Below are 20198 nucleotides of genomic sequence, written 5' to 3' on the forward strand. Positions count from 1 at the left end.
TTACGTCAACGGTGTTCGCGGCTAGTTCGGTTAAGCTTATCGTTCTCCAAAAAGTTGACCCGGCACATTGATTCTATTCGGTTCGTGGTCATGCACTACAACCTATCATTACAAGTTTAGGACTACCTAATATATGTTGGGTGGCCGTCAATGCCGGGTGTGCATTTCCAGCATTCGGGCGACAGGCCGCACGGCTTGCAAGGAGCAATTTCGTTTTTTCATTTCTGGCTTCGGTCGACACTCCGCACTTGGGGACAAGGCCAGCTTTTTTTTGGGCGAGTCGGGTCGCGGATGACAGTAGGCAATTGGGCGTTGACAGGCCCTGAAAGGCGTCGGTCGACACGAGGTACTTGAGCCGTGGCCGAGCCGACAAAGCAGGAAGCTGCCGCGTCGGGCTTCGCGCTCGGTCTAAGCGGAAAGTGCGTCTGTTATCGCTCCGCGCGGGGTAGCTGCCGGGTGACAGGAGACAGGCCGCTAAGGCAAGCCAGGCAGCCCAACTGAACGGGGGTGTAAAGGTTAGAGCTACGTCCGTTGAGGTAGCTCCTCGCCCACCATCAACCCCCGTGGGTGTTGGGTGAATATTCCAAGCAGTACATGAGTGCCAGCCCCTCGGCGACAGGCCACTCGTTCCTTGACAGGGCGGTTTGGGTTCGCTAGTCGGGTTTCGGTCGACACGAGAATCGTCTTGGTTTGGCAGAGTAACAAGTGAGTTGCCAGCGTAACGTGCGACAGGGCAAGTGCTCCTAGAGGCAACGTAGCAAAAGAACTTCGCACGAGTCTGAAAAACTGCCCCGGTTAAATAGACTTTAATTTATATCCATTTGACAGCGTTGACAGAATATCAATTACTAGGAAGAAAAGTTAAAAGTGTTGCAAATACAGCGCTTTTGGTTACTCCAATTGTAGCAAAACCAGCTCCTCCGGTTATTGAACCTTTGGGGTCAGGGCTGTTCATGCAAATAGATGATGATTACTTTTTAATAACTGCCGGGCATTTACTGAATTTAGAAGATTGGAAAGATTTACTCGTTCCAGGAAATAATAATCAAATGGTTTGGCTAAATGGGATAGTTGCTACAACATTTAATAAGCCTAATCTAATAAGCAATATTGATTTTGCAGTGTTAAAGTTTTCAAGTAGGCAGGTAAAACACCTAACTAATGGCCACCACGGAACTATAAAGCCAAATCATGTTCTGATCAACCATAACTTAAAATATGGCGATAATTATGTTATTGCAGGATATCCAGTTAGTGGAGTCAGAAAGAAATATGGCCAACCTATTTATAAACCCATACCACTTAAACTTCTTACCTACCCTGTTCATGTAAAAAACTATCGCAAGCATGGATTCAATCCAAACCATCATATACTTCTAAAGTATCAACGCACGCTAAAACCATTCAATTATCAACAAAAACAAATAACAAAAGAAGCAGTAGGAATAAGTGGTAGTGGTTTGTGGTTTGTACCTGATTGGAATAGAATGACAAATGGTGTTCCTACTTTTTTTCTTACAGGCATAATGATTGAAAACCATAAAGACAAGGGATTTCTAGCTGCATTACGGATAGATTTTGTAATAGAAACAATCCGACAAATTTTTAATAAAGGCGATTTATCGATAACAAAAGTAAATGTCGGTGAAACTATTAAAACTCTGTTTTGTGCTGAAATACCTTAGTTGAGAACTATTGGTTTATGTGTGTAGTGATTCGCTCCGCGCTGCTTCCCTGTCTGGCGACAGGAAGCACGTCCCGCAGGAAGCCCGGCAGCCCAACCATACGAGGGTGTAAAGGTTGACGCTACATATGTTATATTGACTCGTTCGCTCATCCATCAGCCCTCGCGGTCGTTGGGTGCTCACTCAGCCAGTGCTTGCGGGGCGGGTTGCGGGTGACAGGCCGCATGTCTCGACAGGGTAGCTTTTTGGCTCGTTAGGCGGCTCCCGTTGACAAGCCAACCGCCCCGCAATTCGGGCTTGGACAGGTTAGGCCGTTTCCTGGCGCCCCGACAGTCAAGCTTGATAAGACGCGGCAAAAAGCGTATTAGTGCATAAGCCAGAAAACGTTTAACTTTGTTAGGGTACCAAGAACGACAAAGAAATGCCTACTCATAAGACTAAAAAGCCCACTTCCCCTTTGGTGATACGCGGACGTAATGCGACAGGTAAAATCATTGAGGGCTCTATTCCGGCTGGTGAGTTGCCGACAGAAGACCCAGGCTTAGCTATTCAGAGAATATTAGCCAAACATAAAGACATCACTCCCACGCCTGTGCTGCCTGAATGACCAGTTCCTTACCAAATTCGTTCGTGCTGGTGGACACGGGCGTGATGAGTCGTTTTTTCCTGAAGAAGCCACAAATTGTTAAAGCTTATAATGAACTGGTGATTACGGCTGTACCAGTTATATCAGCCAGCGTTTACATTGAGTTGATGCGGTGGCTGGTCAATATTCGGGGCCGTGTCACTGACCCAATCACGAAGAGTGAGTTTGATGCTATCCGAAAGCAGTTAGATAAATACGTGCAGTTAAATCACGGCGACTGTATTGAACTCGCTGTAGAAACATGTCGGCTTTACCCAGACACTGGACTTGGCGACTGCTTTACAATTGGAGTCGGGCTGTTTTTTGACATACCTATTTTTACACTCAATCAGAAGCATTTTGAACGAGTACCGGGGCTCCGACTTTATCAGCCTTCTAACTCCGACCTTTTGGAAACCAATTAATAGGCAGGGCTCCAGCGACAGGTAGCAGGCCGCGAGGTCAGGCCGACAGCCCAACCGTCCATGTGTGTAAAGGCTCCCTACGGTCGCCATCAGCACATGGAGGTGTTGGACATTTATTGAACGTAGCCGTCAGAATATAGTTTAGTGTGGTAAATTAGCCGGTCGTCTTTCAGATGTGCCCATGCTGTATACGTCAAAAGTTTCTTTATTTATTTTGTCAAATTCGTAGGGGTAAGCCTCCGGGCAACGGTCATAGTGCTGTAATAATCTGGCAAACAGCGCTATGCAACTCAAACTAATCGCATCCTTTCTTTTCTTTCTGCTTCTTCAACTGGCTACCCATGGGCAATCACTCACCCAGACAGTCCGTGGCACTGTCATTGACCAGAGCCTGCAAACGCCCATTCCGGGCGCAACGGTTGTCCTACTCACTACAGACCCCGTACGAGGCACGTCGACCGGTCCCGACGGTACGTTTCGACTCCTGTCGGTGCCCGTAGGTAGGCAAAGTCTCAAAGTGTCATTCGTCGGCTACAAAGACCTGGTCTTATCGAACATTGTGGTCGATGCGGGCAAAGAGCTGGTACTGACGGTTAACCTGCAGGAAGCCATCCAGCAGGTGGCGGAAGTGACGGTTAAACCGCAGATTGAAAAAGATAAACCCCTCAACGACATGGCTACGGTCAGTGCGCGGACCTTTTCGGTCGAAGAAACCCAGAAGTTTGCGGCCGCCGTTAATGATCCGGCCCGAATGGCAACGGCCTACGCAGGTGTGGTTGGTGCCGACGATGGCGGGAATACCATCGTGATTCGGGGTAATTCGCCAACGGGTTTACTTTGGCGCATGGAAGGAGTTGAGATTCCGAACCCAAACCATTTTGCTGATTTAGGCACGGCAGGGGGCGGCATTTCGATACTGAGTGCGCAACTCCTGGCCAACTCTGATTTCCTGACGGGCGCTTTCCCCGCCGAGTACGGCAACGCGCTGGCGGGCGTGTTTGATCTGCGACTCCGGAAAGGGAATAATGCCAAACGCGAACATACTGTACAGATCGGGGTGTTAGGGATTGATCTCTCCAGCGAAGGGCCGTTTTCCAAGAACTACAAGGGTTCGTACCTGTTCAATTACCGCTACTCAACCCTCGGCATACTGTCTAAGCTGGGCGTTTCGGTCGGGTCAGCGGCCAGCATTTTTCAGGATGTATCGTTCAACGTGTATCTACCCGCCGGAAAGGCCGGTACGTTCACCGCCTTTGGGTTTGGGGGACTCAGCAACAGTGATGTTGACGCCAGCAAGGATTCGACCGAATGGACCTCTGATTATGACCGCTACACCGATCGGTTCTTTGCCAACACCGGTGCCGCTGGCGTAACACATGCGATCAATCTTGGCCGGAATGCCTTGCTCAAAACCGTGTTTCTGGCGTCGGTTTATCGCACGGGTTACCAAAGTGACTACCTCGACGAACAGTACGTTCCATCGACCCGTACGAAAGACTCCTTCTCGATCCAGAAGCGCATTGGGTCCAGCACCCTTACGTACCGGTTTTCACCGCGGCTCACCTTACGTACCGGCTTGACTGGTAGGCAGTTAGTGTACGATCTGTCGCGCAACGATTGGAATAACGAAGCCAATCGATTGGAAAATCAGATTGAAGCCCGCAACACGACCTATACGGTACAGAGCTATGCCCAGTTGAACTACCGCCTGACCGATCAGCTGACGTTCAACGCCGGACTGCATTACCTCCGGCTGCTGCTCAATAACTCCGACGCCGTTGAGCCACGAGGATCGATTCGATGGGGGATTTCGGCCAATAAGTCACTTAGCCTAGGATACGGTCTGCACAGCCAGCTTCAGAACATCGGCACCTACTTCATAACTGATGGCCGTAGCAACAGTCCGAATCAGGGCTTAGGCTTTACCCGGTCCCACCACCTTGTACTGGCTTACGATTGGTCGCTCAGCGATTACCTGCGCCTGAAAATCGAAACGTATTACCAGTCGTTGTTTAACATCTCGATTTCGGCCGATAAAAAAGATGCCTTCGCCTTGGTCAACAGTTATGACGGCTTGACAACGAATCGACTGGTTAATGCGGGCGTCGGTCGTAACGCTGGTCTGGAGCTGACCCTTGAACAGTTTTTGCACAACAATTTATATTTCCTGTGGTCGACCTCTTTATACGACTCTAAATACCAGGGGTCAGATGGTGTTTGGCGCAACACGCGGTTCAATGGGCGGTATGCCAGCAGCTTTTTGGCGGGTAAAGAGATCAGCACGGGCGACCGGGGGTTATTCGGCAAGAGTGTAATCGGCTTCAACGTAAAACTGACTTATTACGGCGGCTACCGTTACACGCCTATCGACCTGGACGCGTCGCGGCAAAAAGGCGAAACCGTGTTAATCGACAGCGAATCTTATTCGCAACAACTTCCGGCTTATTTCCGAACGGACATTCGATTGAGCTGGAAGAAAAACCGCCCCTCGTCCACGCGAACCTTATCCCTGGATGTGCAGAACGTAACCAACCGCCAGAACATCTACGGCCAGTATTTCGAGCCTCGTTCGGGCCAAATCAAGACGAGTTACCTGTCTGGGCTGATACCGGTATTGAGCTACCGTGTTGCTTTCTAACGAAACTATCCATTTCACCAGCGGGTGATTTTAATCGCCTGTGTTTGATCCGTACGATTTGTACCGGCGATTAAAATCGCCCGCTAGTGGAACGAGGATATGTTACGTACCAGGCTACGGAACGAGTCGTTTTACGCCCCATTGCTCAACAATTTCCCCGTCATTGATACGGCAAATAGCATAAAATGTGGCCTGTTTGTGCCTGAACTGCCCCTGCGTCTGAACGACCACAAAATCGCCTTCGCCAATGACTCGGTCTATCAATCGGATGGACCACGTTTCGGATGATTTAGTTAAGTACGTCCGGAGCCCGTCAATGCCGTCCGCAATGTCGGGCATATGCTGGACAAGATCTGGAGCGATGAAATCAGGCATAACCTCCAGTTGCTGGTCAATAACTACCCGTTGATAGAAGTCGCAAACGAGCTGTTTGTTTACCATTGTCAGATCTGCGTCTTCGCCGGGCATAGGCCCGTCCATCATAGGGTGACCGTTCAACGTAGTGTCGGGCTCGTCTTCAACGGCATCCCAATGCTCGGCCACTTTCCCATTTTCAAACCTGAACAAGTCAACCACAACTTTTCGGGTATCGCCCCAGTCAAAACTGAGGTTAGTCACGACGTAGTCGCCCTCGGCAATCAACCGCATAAAGGGTGTGGTGGTCGTAGCCGGTTTAGGCATTTGTTTCATGTACTCAAGGGCTTCCAGCACACCGGCTTTGCCGGGTTTCAGGCCTGGACTGTGTTGTATATAATCATCAGCAATGATCTGCCTGGCAAACGCAATATCGCCCTGCCCAACGGCACGCTGGTAAAAATCACGAATGATGGATTTGTTTATTTCTATGGATTGCATAGTCTGTTTTTTGCTTAAAATCAGTTTTGATGCCGTTGTTGAACACGACAGAATGAGTGCTCCTGTTAAGCACAGTAGTTTCGCGACGAGAATCCTGAGATTCAGCGGTGCAACTAGTTAGGTAAGCGGAGATGAAAGCAGACCCTACTACGTTAGGGCTGCGGCTGCCCGGAGCGGCAAGCCATAACCGAACATCCACCCTCCCAACTTAGGGTCGGGCGTTTCGGCAGCGAATAATATTTGATGAGACTCTGTTTCAGGGAAGCAAAGCTAGTACTCTTTTTGACAGCTCAAGCGACAATCCAGTTAGACACATACTTTTCGGCCAGACTGGCCATGTCAATAGCCATTTTTGGGCCAGATGCTCAGTATCCGGTTTATCCTGCCGCCTACCGAGTGATTGTTGACCAGCCAAATGCTAGGTTTGTAAAAAACGCGGTTTGCAAAAACGTAACTTTATGACAAAGCTTTTCCTGCTTTTTGGCCTTTTCTTACTAATCTCCTGCGAATCGTCAACGCCCGACGAAGAGTGCTATACCTGTAGCATTGAAGCAACAACCGAGGTAGATGGCACAATCACCACCAACCGATCCAGTCAAACGGTATGCAGCGAACCGGCCACTGAAACGTTTAAGCGCCAGAACACCTTTGAGCGGGTCATTGGTAAGAGCGGCACAACATGGACTACCCGCTCTGTAGCGACCTGTACGCGTAAGTAGTATCAAAGCATATTTTAATAGTAGAGTAGGTAAAAGGCTTTTTTTTATACTTCAAGTAGGTAAAGAAGCTCCTTGTCTATATTTTCTTCATAATCAACCCTTAAGGTAATGGATATTCTTGATGTACTGGCCAATTGGGCCCGTTGGATTTTCGATGCGTTCGGTGTGAACCTCATTCTGAAGAAGATCGCCCGAATGTTCTCCAACACAAACGACGATGATACCAAATCGGATATCAATTCAGTTATCAGTTCAAAACTGCCACAGTCGTGGAATGTCTGAGAAGCGGTTTGAGATAACACTAGAGCGAAGTTTCAAACTTTGCTCTAGTGAGTCACGGAGGTCCGAACAAGACAGCCACCGCTTCACGAACGGTTTTGCTCTTGCGAACATCGCGCCACAGATCCGCCCACTCGTGGAAGTTTAGGTAGATCACGTTGAATGATTCCACCGGCTTGGTCAGCCCGTATACCGGCTCCTCTATCTCTTCCTGAAACGTACCGAAGAGCCGGTCCCAGATGATGAAGGTGGTGCCAAAATTGGTATCGATATACTGCGGATTCCGCCCATGATGCACCCGATGATGCGACGGCGTTACGAACACGTACTCGAACCAGGCAGGTAACTTCGGAATGACCTCCGTGTGAATCCAAAATTGGTACAGTAAGTCGAGCTGGTAGCAGGCGAAGACAATAGCCGGGTGAATGCCGGTCAGCCAGACGGGGATGAAGAAGATAATTTTCAGGTGCTGCGTCCACGAATTGCGGAACGACGTGGAAAGGTTTAAGTGCTCGGAGGAATGGTGCGTGACGTGGGTAGCCCACCAAACGCGCTGGGTATGAGCCACGTAATGCGCTACGTAATTACACAAGTCGATGCTCAGATAAGCCAGGCCCCACACCCACCAGGTATTGGGCAACCGCCAGGGTATTAACTTATAAAAGTACCAGCTTATTCCAACCGTGGCTGCTTTTAGCAGCGCATTGATTATTAGGCTTCCAACGCCAATGCCCAACGAGGCTCTAAAATCGCGGCCGTCGTATTTGCGGTGTTCGTCATGCCTGGTGAACCACCATTCCAGCAGTATACAACCAACAATAAGCGGTACGGCGTACAGCAAGATAGGCTGTACACCTTGGTTTACTATGTGAACGTTCATGATGTTACGTGTGTAGACGCTACGCGCAGGGCAAGCCAAGGCCAACTGCGGCAGGTATGGTGTTGTGAAAAACTTGGACTTAGAAGCGAATGCGCTCGTGGACAGGTTGTCCTATATCGGGGTCAATACCAAACATATCGACGTACTGAACGCGGGGCACCCAGCCCGACGCCGGGTCGACCTGCACAAACACCTTCTGGAGAAAGGCATCCCGACCGTTAATGACGGCTATCGCCACGGGCTTACCCTGGTGGTGTATTATCCTGATGGGGCGTTTCTTGAAGGCATTCAGGCAAATGTCATAGGCTTCGGCCGGGCTGGACAACTGCTTGTGTTTATACCCATAAGCCATTTGCCACTGAAATGCCGTCAGGTCTTCGCGCTGGCCCCGGTCAGCGTAACGAATCCAGTACACCTGCACCGGCTTCTGCGGATCGAGCCGACCATCGGGGGTTAGGTTAGCGTCGTACATGATTGTATTCGCGTCCTTACTGCGCTGGATGTAAAACAACCGATGTGTGGATGCCGGTGGCGTTGGCAATGTGCCGCCACGTGCCTGGGCAGGCAAAGGAGTGTGGCAGAAAAGAGCCGTCAGTAGCGATAAAAGAGGGATTATCTTCGATTTCATTGTAGCTGTCGTTTGTGGTTGACCGTAATTTTTGGGCAATAGCGTAGCCACTCCATATCCGGTAAGGGATACCGGTTGGAGTCAGCAGTTGGTAATACGTTTAGGCAGAATCAGGCCCTAGCGGCTGCGTTTAGCGCAATGCGCTACGGAGCATTGGCGACTCGTGGTAGAGGATGTTAAGAATACCAATTCTCTTGGGCGAAAAAGGCAAATGTTGGACTTAGCAGGAGCTGCTGTTCGTTGAAATTGTTGTCGCGAGTGCGTGGGGGTGCTCACAGCGGGTAAGTCGACGGGGGGCTCATTCAGGTTGTTTGCTTGCATGGCTGACATTGTGTTTACTGTTGTTAAACAGCCTTATGACAACCCCAACCAGACATCCCCCCATCGCCCAATAAATTTTTTATTATTCCTCATCACCGGGTTGACAGCCTGTCGCCCTAAAACAGAATTCGTGAAAATTTTTCTGTTCAGGCGTGGGGGTAAGCCTATCGATGGCTGTCATTGATACGCTGAGGCCAGGAAAATTGGCACTCAGCAGTAATCAATCCATTAACAGTAAACAAACCAAGTAGCACCATGAAACGCTTCTTTTCTTATTTAGCCAGTTTCGCCTTTATAGTTACCCTTATAACTGCCTGCTCACGTCGCGAGGATATTGGTCCGTATCAGCAGGCAGAACAGACCTATTCCCTAAGCAATTTTAATCGGCTCGACATGGGCAGTGCGTTTACGATTGATGTGCGGCAGGGAAATAATTTTAGCATTGTGGCCACCGGTGACAGCCGGAATCTGGACGACTTAGACATCTACGTTCGGAACAACACCTTAGTTGCCCGCTACCGCACCAACCGAAACCGGAAGTACGAAACCTCGTTTGCGATCACAATGCCGACGTTACGGGGTGTTTCGTTCTCAGGAGCCAGCCGATCGACGGTTGCCGACTTCACGAACATCGACGAACTGGATGTGGAATTATCCGGTGCCTCGAAGGGCGAATTTTCAGTAAACGCAGGCCGGATGAACCTTGAGCTGTCTGGTGCTTCACTGCTGGATGTAGACGGAGCCGGTACAACGATTCAGGCCGAGATTTCGGGCGCGTCAAACCTCCATGCGTTTAACTATCCGGCAGAACGCGCTACCATTGACGCATCGGGCGCCAGCAAAGCAGATCTCACCGTCGCCAATTCGTTAACCGTTGACGCCAGCGGATCGAGCCTGGTTCGGTATCGGGGCAACCCGTCTGTGCAGCAACGCGTGAGCGGAGCCAGCAAAGTACAACCTGATTAACTGTAGCCTGGACGTGGCCACGTCCGGGTTATCTCAGAATGTCAGCTCTTTAATTCGGTCCATGTACGACCGGCTGACCCGGACAACGTCGCCGTTCTGCAAAATGACGTCGTAGCTTGATGGGTATTTCTGTACTTCGCGGACGTAATGAATGTTGATCATGGCCGAGCGGTGCACCCGAATGAAGTGCTGCGGATTGAGCTTATTCTCTAACACGCTGATGCCATAGTTGCTCAGAAAACTCCCCTTAGTCGTGATGAGCTTTGAGTAATCACCCTCCGCGTCGATCCAGATAATGTCGGCCACGGCGACCGTCACTAGTCGGTTACCGGTCTGTACCAGAATCTTTTCGGGATAAGCTGTTCCACTCAGTAAACTCTCCGCTAGCGGCTGAATCTTCTGAATGTTCGTCCCTTCCGGATTTAGCACCCGTTGTACGGCCTGTCCGAACCGTTCGCGGGTATAGGGCTTCAGGAGGTAATCAACGGCATGCACCTCGAAGGCCTGAAGGGCGTACTGATCGTAGGCCGTCGAGAAAATAATTCGGGGAATTTCGTCGATGTGTTTAATAACATCAAAACCGGTCAGGCCGGGCATTTGAATATCCAGAAACAGTAAATCGGGCCGAAACTCATTGATAATCTTCACGGCATCAACGCCATTGTTAGCCTCGCCCACCACAATCAGCGACGGATAGGCTTCTAAATACTGCCGGATGAGCGTCCGCCCCGCGGCTTCGTCATCGACTATGATTACTTTTTGCATCAGGAAGGAATTTGGAACGCAACGGATAGCCCCCGTGGCTCATTATCAGTCACCTGCAACTGACCGCCGTACATCTTTTCCAGGCGCAATTTAGTGTTGCTCAGCCCAACGCCCTTGTACAGTTGATGGCGATGGCCATTCAGACCAACGCCGGTATCGGTTACGTCAAAATAGAGATGACCATTCTGGCGATTAATGGTCACGGTTACGTCTCCTCCTTCGATCAAGGGAGAAATGCCATGTTTAATGGAATTTTCGACCAAGGGTTGGAGAATCATGGGGGGCATTTTCTCGTCCAGAACCGAGTCGCTGACCGCATAGTGCACCCGCAGTCGATCGCCGAAACGCGCTTGCTCGAGCGCCAGGTATTTTTGAACAAACGCTACTTCTTCCCGCACCGTCACCTGTTCAGAACGCGAAGCCTGGAGTTGGTAGCGAAACAGGTCAGCCAGTTCGGCCAGCATCTCGCGGGTGTGCTCCTGCTCGGGCGGCACCGACGCGCTAATGGTATTGAATACATTATACAGAAAATGCGGATTGATCTGCGCTTTCAGGGCCGACAGTTCACTTTGCAGCGCCACTTCCCGCAACTTGGCCTCTTCTTCGCGCTGCTTTTGGTAGTTGCTGTAGTACTGGTAAGCGTGAAACAAGCCAAACTGAACGCAGTAGAACAGCATGGTGATATAGGTGTCCCAAATACTACCACTGCCGGCCATCCGACCAATATTCAGTTGGTCCGATGTAAAGTAATACGTAGTCTGCCAGGTAAAGATAAACAGCGGTAATAAGACAATGTGCAAGAGAACCCGCTGCCAAAATGGCCATGTCCGGAGCCGGACAAACAGTAAATACCAAACCGGAATGGTAAACAGCAATTTCATGCTATAGTCCAGTACGATGCGAGGCATTTGTTCGAAGAAATAGTTGCTAAACGGCACTGTTGACCATTTGGACTGACTGATGGTCAACGCCGTATCATAAAACAGCAGAAATACTATATAAAAGAGCAGCACGGCCGTAAGTTGCCAAAGCGTGATTCCCCAGAAGAGTTTTCGGTTCCAGTTCATGATTGATAAATGCTAAGCTGATGCCTCCTTTCCTGAGCCAACGAATTAATTCATTGGCTCAGGAAAGGACTGCTAAATTGCCTTTAACGGCTCATTTGCGCCCTCCTTTTCCGACGAACTGCAATATACGCCGACGAATGACATGACCAGCAAACTGATCGATGTATGCTGTCGTTCAACGGTTTTCGCTGGGCGTCCGTCATAGCATAGCGTAGGTTTGTCCCATCAATTAGACAAAAAACGCTATGAACACATCCGTACTCTTCCGCATCATCAACACCGCCCTGGCAGGTGTATTCAGCCTGACCACCTTCGCCCAAGGTATCCTGATTAAAGGCCAGGTGAAAGACACTAAACAACAACCGGCCGCTTTTGCAACAGTTGCCTTACTGAACAGTGCCGATTCTAGCCTGGTCAAAGCGAACGTAACGGATGAGACAGGTCAATTTACGTTCGAGGCCTTACAGTCGGGCTCGTACCGCATCAGCGTATCGAGTGTGGGCTTCGACAAGTGGACATCGGCCCCGGTTCAGGCAACCGAAAACGCAGCCGTTACGACTATCAACGTCGAACTAAAAGCAATAGCTACTAACCTCAGTGAGGTGAAAGTAACAGCCCGCAAGCCACTGATCGAAGTGCTTCCTGACAAAACAGTTTTCAACGTCAGCAGCAGCATTAACGCAACGGGCAGCACCGCGCTGGAGCTCCTACAAAAGTCGCCGGGCGTGATGGTCGACCGCGATGATAACATTCTGTTACAGGGTAACAATGGTGTGCGTATCTATATCGATGGCAAACCCTCGCCCCTGAGCCCTAAAGATCTGGCCGCTTACCTGCGCACCCTCCAATCGTCCGACATCGAAAGCATCGAGATCATCACCCAGCCGTCGGCCAGGTTCGATGCAGCCGGTAACGCGGGCATCCTGAACATCCGGCTCAAGAAAGACAAGCGGCTCGGCACCAATGGCAGCTTAACGATTGGACTGGCGCAGGGACTGTACTACCCTAAGTTTAACGGGTCGCTATCGTTGAACCACCGCACCAAAAAAATTAACTGGTTTTCCAACTACAGCAACCGCACCGCCCGCGACTGGTCGTACATCAACATGTACCGCGAACAGGTTGGTACGTTCTTCGACCAGCGCTCGCAGAACCGAAGCCGCAGTGTTGGCCACAACTTCAAAGGGGGAGCGGATGTGTTTATTAACCCAAAAAGTACCATCGGCTTTATGGTCAATGGGAACGTAAACGGTTCTACATCAGAAAACGCCAGCCGCACACCCATCGGTCCAATCAATGCGCCGGCCACGAGTATTCTGCTGGCCAATAATCAGAATACCAGCGACCGATTCAACCTGAACACAAACCTGAACTACCGCTACGCCGACACGAGCGGCCACGAACTGAACATCGACGCCGACTACGGCCGCTTCCGGTCGATGGGCGACCAGTTTCAGCCGAACCGCTATGTTGACCCATCGGAGATGAATACGATTTTGGAGCGCAACTACCGCATGAATACGCAGACCAATATCGACATTTATACAGTCAAAGCGGATTACGAACAGCGGTTATGGAAAGGTAAGCTGGGTCTGGGGGTTAAGCTGTCATCAGTGCGTACCGACAACGGCTTCAATTTTTATGATTTGTTTGACAGTCGTTCTGTGCTGAACATGGACCGTACCAACCAGTTTGTGTACACCGAGCAAATCAGTGCCGCCTACGTATCTTATAACCGACAGGCCGGCAAATGGAGCTATCAGGCGGGATTACGGGTGGAAGACACCCGCTCAGAAGGCAACCTCACCAGCGACCGTGCGCAGGCCGACGCAAACGTTCAACGCCATTACCTTAATGCTTTCCCCAGCGCCGGTCTGACGTACAGCCACAATCCCAAAAACAGTTTCGCCCTGAACTACAGCCGTCGGATCGACCGGCCAACGTACCAGGATCTTAACCCGTTTGAGTCTAAACTAGATGAACTGTCTTATGCTAAGGGAAACGCCTTCCTGCGGCCCCAATACACCAACAACATCCAGCTATCGCACACCTACAATTACAAGCTGACCACCACGCTGGCCTACAGCCGCACCACCGATTACTTCACCGCGATCACCGACACCACCAACGACGGTCAGCCGCGCACGTACATCACCACCCGGAATCTGTCGAGCCGCGAATCCATCAGCTTAGGAATTAGTTACCCCTTCCAGATAACCAAGTGGTGGAATGTGTACGCCAACGTGAATGCCTACCGCTCTACTAATCGCGCTGACCTGGGCCAGGGCCGCCTGATTCAGCTGACGGTCAACGCCCTGAGTGTTTACGCTCAACAAACGATCTCGTTGCCCAATAAGATTAGCCTGGAGCTATCAGGCTTTTACAACTCGCCTTCGGTTTGGGGGGGCACGTTCCTGAACCAGCGGTTCTGGGGTATGGACCTCGGGCTGCAACGCAAGGTGCTGAACGAGCGGGGCACGTTAAAACTTACGCTCACCGACGTATTTCATTCCATGCAGTGGCACGGCATCAGCCAGTTCGGTGGCCTTTACATGGACGCGAGTGGCGGGTACGAAAGCCGCCAGATTCGGGTCAACTTCACCTACAACTTTGGTAATAATCAGGTGAAAGCCGCCCGCCAGCGCAAGACCGGGCTGGAGGATGAGAGCCTGCGGATTAAGTAAGCAGGCGGTTCTGTTAGCGGGCGATTTAAATCGCCCGCTAACAGAACCGATACGTAACGCGTTCAAGAACGAGCCGTCACATCTTTGTCAATTTCGGGTATTTTTGGGCCTTACTAAGGCCTGCTCATGAAAAAACAGCTTCTCCCGCTGCTAACGTTATTTACTGCCACTGTCTTCGCCCAAACTAAGCCCGACTGGACTACACCCTACGAACGAAGTAAAGGCCAGCAAACCGCTACATACGCCGAAATCATTACCTACTATCAACAACTGGACCGCCAGTTTGACCAGGCTAAACTGATTGAGGTAGGCAAAACCGACGTGGGTAAACCGTTGCATTTGTTTTTGCTAGCCTCCGACAAGGTGTTTACCGCTCGCCCCGACCGAGTCACCCTGTTGATCAACAACGGTATTCATCCCGGCGAACCGGAGGGCATTGATGCCTGCATGATGATGGCCCGCGACCTGCTGCTGGCTAACAAACTGCCCCAAAACGTACTACTGGCCATTGTGCCGGTTTTTAACGTGGGCGGCTGTCTGAACCGGGGCGTATCGCGGGTCAATCAGAACGGGCCAGCCACCTACGGCTTTCGGGGAAACGCTCGTAACCTGAACCTCAACCGCGACTTCATTAAGGCTGACGCCGAGAACACCAGGTCGTTTCAGGCGATGTATCAGCGGTTGAACCCGCAGGTGTTCATCGATAACCACACCAGCAACGGTGCCGATTACCAGCATGTGGTCACGTACTTTGCGACCCAGAAAGACAAGCTCCACCCCCTTGTATCGGGCTACATGACCCAAACCTTCCAGCCGGACCTGGATAAGCGACTTACGGAAAAAGGATTTCCGCCCGCCCCCTACGTCAACCATCCTGCCGATACACCTGAAAGCGGCCTCTTAGGTTACAACGATTCTCCGCGCTACACGACGGGCTACGCAGCTATGTTCAACTGTTTTGGTTTTACGCTCGAAACGCACATGTGGAAAGAGTATCCGGCGCGGGTAAAGGGCAGCTACGCCTTCGATGCCACTGTGCTGGAACTATGCGAACGCGACGCCCGGACGATTCTGGCCAATAAGCAGCGCGCCGATGCCGCTGTCAGTCAGCAGACAACCTTTGCCGTCAACTACAAGCTCGACCGGAGCAAGGTAGATTCCGTTACGTTTCTAGGCTACGAAGCGGCTTATAAACCCAGCGCGGTATCGGGCCTGAAGCGACTCTATTACGACCGCACAAAGCCGTTCACAAAGCGCATTCCTTATCTAAACACGTTCGTACCCGACCTTCAGTTAACCAAGCCTAAGGCATACGTGATTCCGCAGGCCTGGCACGAAGTAATCGCTCTGTTGACCCGCAACGGCGTCCGGATGCAGTCGCTCCCAAACGATACGTTGATGACCGTATCGGCCTACTATATTGATGACTACCGAACCAGCCAGCGTCCGTATGAGGGGCACTATCCGCACTCGGGGGTCAAAGTTCGGACGGAGTCGCAACGGATTCAATTTTACAAAGGAGACTACCTCATCCCCACGGACCAAACCACGAATCGCTACCTCATCGAAACGCTTGAGCCGCAGGCAGCCGACTCGTTCTTCACCTGGAATTTCTTCGATAGTATTCTGGATCAGAAAGAGTACTTCTCCGACTACATTTTTGAAGATACGGCCGCCGAACTGCTCAAAAAAGACCCGGTTCTACGTCAGAAGCTAGCCGATAAACGAGCGTCCGACAAAGCCTTCGCCGAAAGTGCCAACGCTCAGCTGGAGTTCATTTACAAGCAAACGCCGTACTTTGAAAAGACCTTTACCCGGTACCCGGTGTACCGTCTGGAAGGAAGTCGATAAAGGCGAATTGACCGTTTCTGCGCTCAGCAGACTACTGAGCGCAGAAACGATACGCATCGAGTACGTAGCTGGGAAATTAGCCTTATGGGCTCCCATTAATTTTGTGCCATTTAACTATCAAACCGGGCCGACGCCCGAAGCCGCTCTACCAGTTTGTCGAACTGCCGAACGACGTGCACATTTTCGACCAGTGGCTTGCCCCGTTTGATTCGCCCGAACAGCAACGTCTTTCCGGCGTCGGTCAGGGTAGGCGAAAATTCAGCGTCGGCCGTGTTTATGTCGGCGCCCAGGTTCTGCGGTATACTCCACCGGCCATTCTGGTTGAAACTGATGTACAAATCACCATCACCGTAGCCGACTAAGTTGGTATCGCCAGCAAAGATCAGGTAATCTTCAGTTGGCGAAATACAGGGATTTGATTCACCAGCAGTTGTGTTCAGCGAGGCACCCAGATTTTCGGGTTTCTGGTAGACACCATCGCGGTTTACTGATCGCCAAAGGTCCGATTTCCCCTGTCCGCCCGGACGCGTCGATGTGAAGTAGATATTGCCGTTGGTCGCCACGGTGGCGTAAAAATCAGAAGAGTCGGAGTTGATCAGATCTCCCAAATGATATGGCTGGCTCCACCCTTTAGTTCCTTTCTTAACGGTCCAAATATCGAAATCTTTAATGTCCTTACGACCCGGTTTTGGTCGGTTAGAATTAAACAACAACACGTTACCATCCGGCGAAAAGAACGGGTCAATATCCTTATAGCGGCCCGAAAAGCTCGCTTTAGTAGGTTTCAGCCAACGCCCGTCCTGCCGTCGCGCTGTGTACAGGTGCAACGTATCCCGCCCACCATAAGACTTTACGAAATAAGCCGTTTGCCCATCGGGCGAGATCGTCAAGCCAAACATATCGTTAGTGGCGATGGTGTCCGGCGCAAACCGCGGGGCCTTGTCAATCCGGTTAAAAATCTTGCTCACCACCTGCCAGCGGCCATCAATCTTGAGCAGATTGAAGTAGTCGATGAAGATATGCGTTGGGGCATCGATTTCCAGTTTGGCCTGAGCTGCCGTACCCGTGATATCCACGGCCAGGATGCGGGTTGTTCGGTTCAACCGCTGCCCCGCCGATGGTTTCATTCGGTTCAGGTACTCAGCAATGGGGGCATCGCGGAACTGACCGGTTGTTTTGTCGACGAACTTCATGGAGGCCGACGGGTGAAAGGCCCGAATCAGGCGGGTGGTGTCGCCGTAAGTTCCGCCGTCGAGGTAGTCGAGTACGGTCGCTTCGACGCGTTGACGTTCGGTTTGCTGCCCAAAAGTGAGTCGACCGCTCAGCAGAAGCATGAAACCAACAAATAGGTGCTTGTTCATCGTTATGATTGATTTTCTCGTCGACAAGAATCCTTATTCAGCAATCATTCCGCAACTAAAGTAGACCCCTCCCCTGTTTTTTTCGGCCAGCGCCCCCGAACGCCAACCGTCGAAAAAATGGAGCCACCCATCGAAAAACCAGACGCGGTCAGTACCATTTACGCTAACTTACCGGTATGAAAAAGCCTGTTTTGCCCCTCGTTCAGGTGGGTCTGTGGGTCATGGTTTATCTGCTGCTGCTGGTATATACCATCCAGAAAGGCAGTGACTGGCCCTACGGTTTTGTTTATACCACCATCGGCATCGTGTTCTACGTTGCAACGGTGTATTTACACGCCAACTGGTTGTTACCTCGCTACTTCTACCGCGGTCGTTATACGCAATACGCCATACTGTCCGTAGCCTTGCTCATTGGAATGGTTGGGTTACGGATGTGGCTGGAATATGAATTCCTGTTCGTTCGCTTGAATCGGCACCAGTTTTTCGGCTGGAACTTCGCCCACGGCGCTTTCGATGCCATCACCATTCTGCTGGCGTTTCTGTTCGGTTTTCTGCTTCGGGTAGCCCTGAATTATCTCGACCTCCTGCAGCGGCAGGAACGGCTCCGAAGCCAGCAGGTAGCCAGCGAACTGGCTTTGCTGAAGTCACAGGTGCAGCCTCATTTTCTGTTCAATACGCTCAACAACATCTACGCCTTAGCCGTGGCCCGATCGGAACAAACGGCCGAAGTTGTGGCCCGACTATCGGACATCATGCGGTATTTTGTGGAAGAAGCGCCTAAAGACCGGGTGCCGCTGCCGCTGGAAATGACGTTCATCCGAAATTACCTCGAACTGGAGCAGATTCGGCTGCGGTATCCCCTGCCAGTTCAGGTTTGCGTGCACGTAGAGGAACCGGCTCCGTTTATCCCGCCGATGCTGCTGATTCCCTTTGTCGAGAATGTGTTCAAACACGGCATCGACAAAGCCCGGCCCGACAACGAAGCGGAAATCAAGATTAGTTACCAGCAGGAACAGCTTACCTTTTTGGTGAAGAACAAGGTGTTTACTACATCGCAAGGGTCATGGGGCGGATTGGCTAATTTGCAACGACGACTGGAACTGGTGTATCCCGAACGGTTCGAGATGCGCGTTTTCGAGCAGCAAGGTTATTTTTATGCCTCCTTAGCCATCACCCACCCATGAACCTAAGCTGCCTGATTGTTGATGATGAACCATTGGCCGTTCAGTTACTCGAAGGGCACATCCGCCTGACGCCCTTCCTGACGCACACGTATACCTGCTACCACGCTCTGGAAGCACTCAAGTGGCTCGAAACAAACACGGTTGACCTGATTTGTCTGGACATCAACATGCCTTATCTGTCAGGTATTCAGCTTAAAGCCCTGTTACCAGCTCATCAGGCCGTTATTTTCACGACGGCCTATTCCGACTACGCCGTCGAAAGCTACGAGCTCAACGCCGTTGATTATCTCCTCAAACCCGTCACCTTCGACCGTTTTCTGAAATCGGCCATGAAGGCTCGCAAAGCCCTGGAAACTCCGCCATCAACGCCCGTAACGCTCTCTACCGAGCGAGAAACGTCGATTTACATTAAGTCCGGAAAAGATTACCTGAAAGTGGCCTACGACGATATTTTATACATTGAAGCGCTCAAAGACTACGTCACCGTCGTTACGGCAACGGCCCGGATTATCGCTTACAAACGGTTGAAAGACCTGGAGCAAAGCTTACCCGATCAGTTCAGTCGGGTGCATCTGTCTTATATCGTCAACCGAAACTGCATTCAGAAGGTTGTCGCCAACCACATCTGGATCGGCACGCAACAGATTCCCATCAGTGATACGTACCGCAGTACGTTTCTGCAACGGATTGAGCAGCGGCTGTGGTAAAATCAGGAGAGGTGGCCATTAGCTGCCATTAAGCAGTTATTCATTGTTATTTATAGCGAAACGATGAATGACCATCAATGACTATCTCTATTGTAGGTAGATTAAAAAAAACGGTCCGCTGGCGGACCGTCAAATTCGTCATTTGGGAGAATAATCAGTCTGCTCCGGCATCGCAGTGGCGCCCCACCCCGGTCACAAACTCATCTAAAATGTGAGATTTTGATTTAAATTAGTGAGATGACAAGTTGATCGGACCGCCGAAGCGGACAGAAGCTTAAAACAGAATGACTTTACCAGGACAACTACTGCCCTTATCTCTTTAAAGGGGGGGATAGACGCTATCTTGCCAGTTTTACAGCGCTTAGTATTGGGCAAAACCCGACAAACAGGTCAGGCATGTTATACCCAGCGTCAACTGACCGGTCGAGGTCGGACCGATTTCTATGGTTCAAACAAGGATTGGCGTATAATTTTTATCATATTTTTCGTTCCGGCGCACAACGGCATAAACGCGATGAATTAGCTTATTTCGTACAGCGTTTAGAACTAACATACGAT

The 20198-nt window shown here is 50.9% G+C and carries 18 protein-coding genes and 2 pseudogenes; 12 read left to right on the forward strand and 8 right to left on the reverse strand.

Annotated features, from left to right (window positions below; genetic code table 11):
• Window positions 1-120, forward strand: a pseudogene (locus tag ACFSUS_RS28480) (IS1 family transposase); the annotation flags it as partial.
• 402 nt (window positions 121-522) lie between these two features.
• Here ACFSUS_RS28480 and ACFSUS_RS28485 read toward each other — a convergent pair.
• On the reverse strand, window positions 523-774 hold the full coding sequence (locus tag ACFSUS_RS28485; protein WP_381528512.1) for a hypothetical protein: 252 nt from the start codon (window positions 772-774) through the stop codon (window positions 523-525).
• 47 nt (window positions 775-821) lie between these two features.
• Here ACFSUS_RS28485 and ACFSUS_RS28490 point away from each other — a divergent pair, with 47 nt between their 5' ends.
• From ACFSUS_RS28490 to ACFSUS_RS28505, 4 genes are all read left to right on the forward strand, one after another.
• Complete coding sequence (locus ACFSUS_RS28490) at window positions 822-1685, forward strand: hypothetical protein (RefSeq protein WP_381528515.1); 864 nt, start codon at window positions 822-824, stop codon at window positions 1683-1685.
• 421 nt (window positions 1686-2106) lie between these two features.
• Window positions 2107-2292 (forward strand): hypothetical protein, encoded by a 186-nt coding sequence (locus tag ACFSUS_RS28495; protein WP_381528518.1) that lies wholly within the window; start codon window positions 2107-2109, stop codon window positions 2290-2292.
• Window positions 2289-2735: a type II toxin-antitoxin system VapC family toxin gene (locus ACFSUS_RS28500; RefSeq protein WP_381528521.1), complete on the forward strand. Its 447-nt coding sequence runs from the start codon at window positions 2289-2291 to the stop codon at window positions 2733-2735. The genes ACFSUS_RS28495 and ACFSUS_RS28500 overlap by 4 nt, the downstream gene beginning before the upstream one ends.
• Window positions 2736-3018: 283 nt before the next feature.
• Window positions 3019-5373: a carboxypeptidase regulatory-like domain-containing protein gene (locus ACFSUS_RS28505; RefSeq protein ID WP_381528524.1), complete on the forward strand. Its 2355-nt coding sequence runs from the start codon at window positions 3019-3021 to the stop codon at window positions 5371-5373.
• A 114-nt stretch (window positions 5374-5487) separates the two neighbouring features.
• Here ACFSUS_RS28505 and ACFSUS_RS28510 read toward each other — a convergent pair whose 3' ends face one another.
• Window positions 5488-6228, reverse strand: a complete 741-nt coding sequence (locus ACFSUS_RS28510; RefSeq protein ID WP_381528527.1) for a nuclear transport factor 2 family protein — start codon at window positions 6226-6228, stop codon at window positions 5488-5490.
• A 458-nt stretch (window positions 6229-6686) separates the two neighbouring features.
• On the opposite strand from ACFSUS_RS28510, the gene ACFSUS_RS28515 reads away from it, so the two are divergent.
• The gene (locus ACFSUS_RS28515) at window positions 6687-6947 is read left to right on the forward strand and encodes a hypothetical protein (RefSeq protein ID WP_381528530.1); all 261 of its coding nucleotides are present in this window, start codon (window positions 6687-6689) and stop codon (window positions 6945-6947) included.
• Between the two features lie 108 nt (window positions 6948-7055).
• Entirely contained in the window at window positions 7056-7229 is a 174-nt protein-coding gene (locus ACFSUS_RS28520; protein ID WP_381528534.1) for a hypothetical protein, read from the forward strand.
• Between the two features lie 52 nt (window positions 7230-7281).
• Here the strand turns inward: ACFSUS_RS28520 and ACFSUS_RS28525 are convergent, their stop codons facing one another.
• A complete protein-coding gene (locus ACFSUS_RS28525) occupies window positions 7282-8106 on the reverse strand; it encodes a sterol desaturase family protein (RefSeq protein WP_381528537.1) in 825 nt (274 codons plus the stop codon).
• A 79-nt stretch (window positions 8107-8185) separates the two neighbouring features.
• Window positions 8186-8734 (reverse strand): DUF4833 domain-containing protein, encoded by a 549-nt coding sequence (locus ACFSUS_RS28530; RefSeq protein WP_381528541.1) that lies wholly within the window; start codon window positions 8732-8734, stop codon window positions 8186-8188.
• A 576-nt stretch (window positions 8735-9310) separates the two neighbouring features.
• Between ACFSUS_RS28530 and ACFSUS_RS28535 the strand changes: the two genes are divergently transcribed.
• Window positions 9311-10021, forward strand: a complete 711-nt coding sequence (locus ACFSUS_RS28535; protein ID WP_381528544.1) for a head GIN domain-containing protein — start codon at window positions 9311-9313, stop codon at window positions 10019-10021.
• A 33-nt stretch (window positions 10022-10054) separates the two neighbouring features.
• On the opposite strand, the gene ACFSUS_RS28540 is transcribed toward ACFSUS_RS28535, so the two are convergent.
• Entirely contained in the window at window positions 10055-10786 is a 732-nt protein-coding gene (locus ACFSUS_RS28540; RefSeq protein WP_381528547.1) for a LytR/AlgR family response regulator transcription factor, read from the reverse strand.
• Window positions 10786-11853, reverse strand: a complete 1068-nt coding sequence (locus ACFSUS_RS28545; RefSeq protein ID WP_381528550.1) for a sensor histidine kinase — start codon at window positions 11851-11853, stop codon at window positions 10786-10788. Before ACFSUS_RS28545 ends, ACFSUS_RS28540 begins: the two co-directional genes overlap by 1 nt.
• 245 nt (window positions 11854-12098) lie before the next feature.
• Between ACFSUS_RS28545 and ACFSUS_RS28550 the strand changes: the two genes are divergently transcribed.
• Together ACFSUS_RS28550 and ACFSUS_RS28555 are read left to right on the forward strand one after the other, a co-directional pair.
• Complete coding sequence (locus tag ACFSUS_RS28550; protein WP_381528553.1) at window positions 12099-14537, forward strand: TonB-dependent receptor domain-containing protein; 2439 nt, start codon at window positions 12099-12101, stop codon at window positions 14535-14537.
• A 126-nt stretch (window positions 14538-14663) separates the two neighbouring features.
• Window positions 14664-16388, forward strand: a complete 1725-nt coding sequence (locus ACFSUS_RS28555) for a M14 family zinc carboxypeptidase (protein ID WP_381528556.1) — start codon at window positions 14664-14666, stop codon at window positions 16386-16388.
• A 110-nt stretch (window positions 16389-16498) separates the two neighbouring features.
• On the opposite strand, the gene ACFSUS_RS28560 is transcribed toward ACFSUS_RS28555, so the two are convergent.
• Window positions 16499-17749: a nuclear transport factor 2 family protein gene (locus tag ACFSUS_RS28560; RefSeq protein ID WP_381528559.1), complete on the reverse strand. Its 1251-nt coding sequence runs from the start codon at window positions 17747-17749 to the stop codon at window positions 16499-16501.
• A 176-nt stretch (window positions 17750-17925) separates the two neighbouring features.
• On the opposite strand from ACFSUS_RS28560, the gene ACFSUS_RS28565 reads away from it, so the two are divergent.
• Entirely contained in the window at window positions 17926-18933 is a 1008-nt protein-coding gene (locus tag ACFSUS_RS28565) for a sensor histidine kinase (RefSeq protein WP_381528562.1), read from the forward strand.
• Window positions 18930-19640 carry a LytR/AlgR family response regulator transcription factor gene (locus ACFSUS_RS28570; RefSeq protein WP_381528565.1) on the forward strand — a complete coding sequence of 237 codons (711 nt, stop codon included), beginning with the start codon at window positions 18930-18932 and terminating at the stop codon, window positions 19638-19640. Before ACFSUS_RS28565 ends, ACFSUS_RS28570 begins: the two co-directional genes overlap by 4 nt.
• Before the next feature lie 448 nt (window positions 19641-20088).
• On the opposite strand, the pseudogene ACFSUS_RS29215 reads toward ACFSUS_RS28570, so the two are convergent.
• A pseudogene (locus tag ACFSUS_RS29215) lies at window positions 20089-20198 on the reverse strand (IS110 family transposase); the annotation flags it as partial.

The organism is Spirosoma soli (assembly GCF_042684525.1).
In the GTDB taxonomy this organism is placed as follows: Bacteria; Bacteroidota; Bacteroidia; order Cytophagales; family Spirosomataceae; genus Spirosoma; species Spirosoma soli.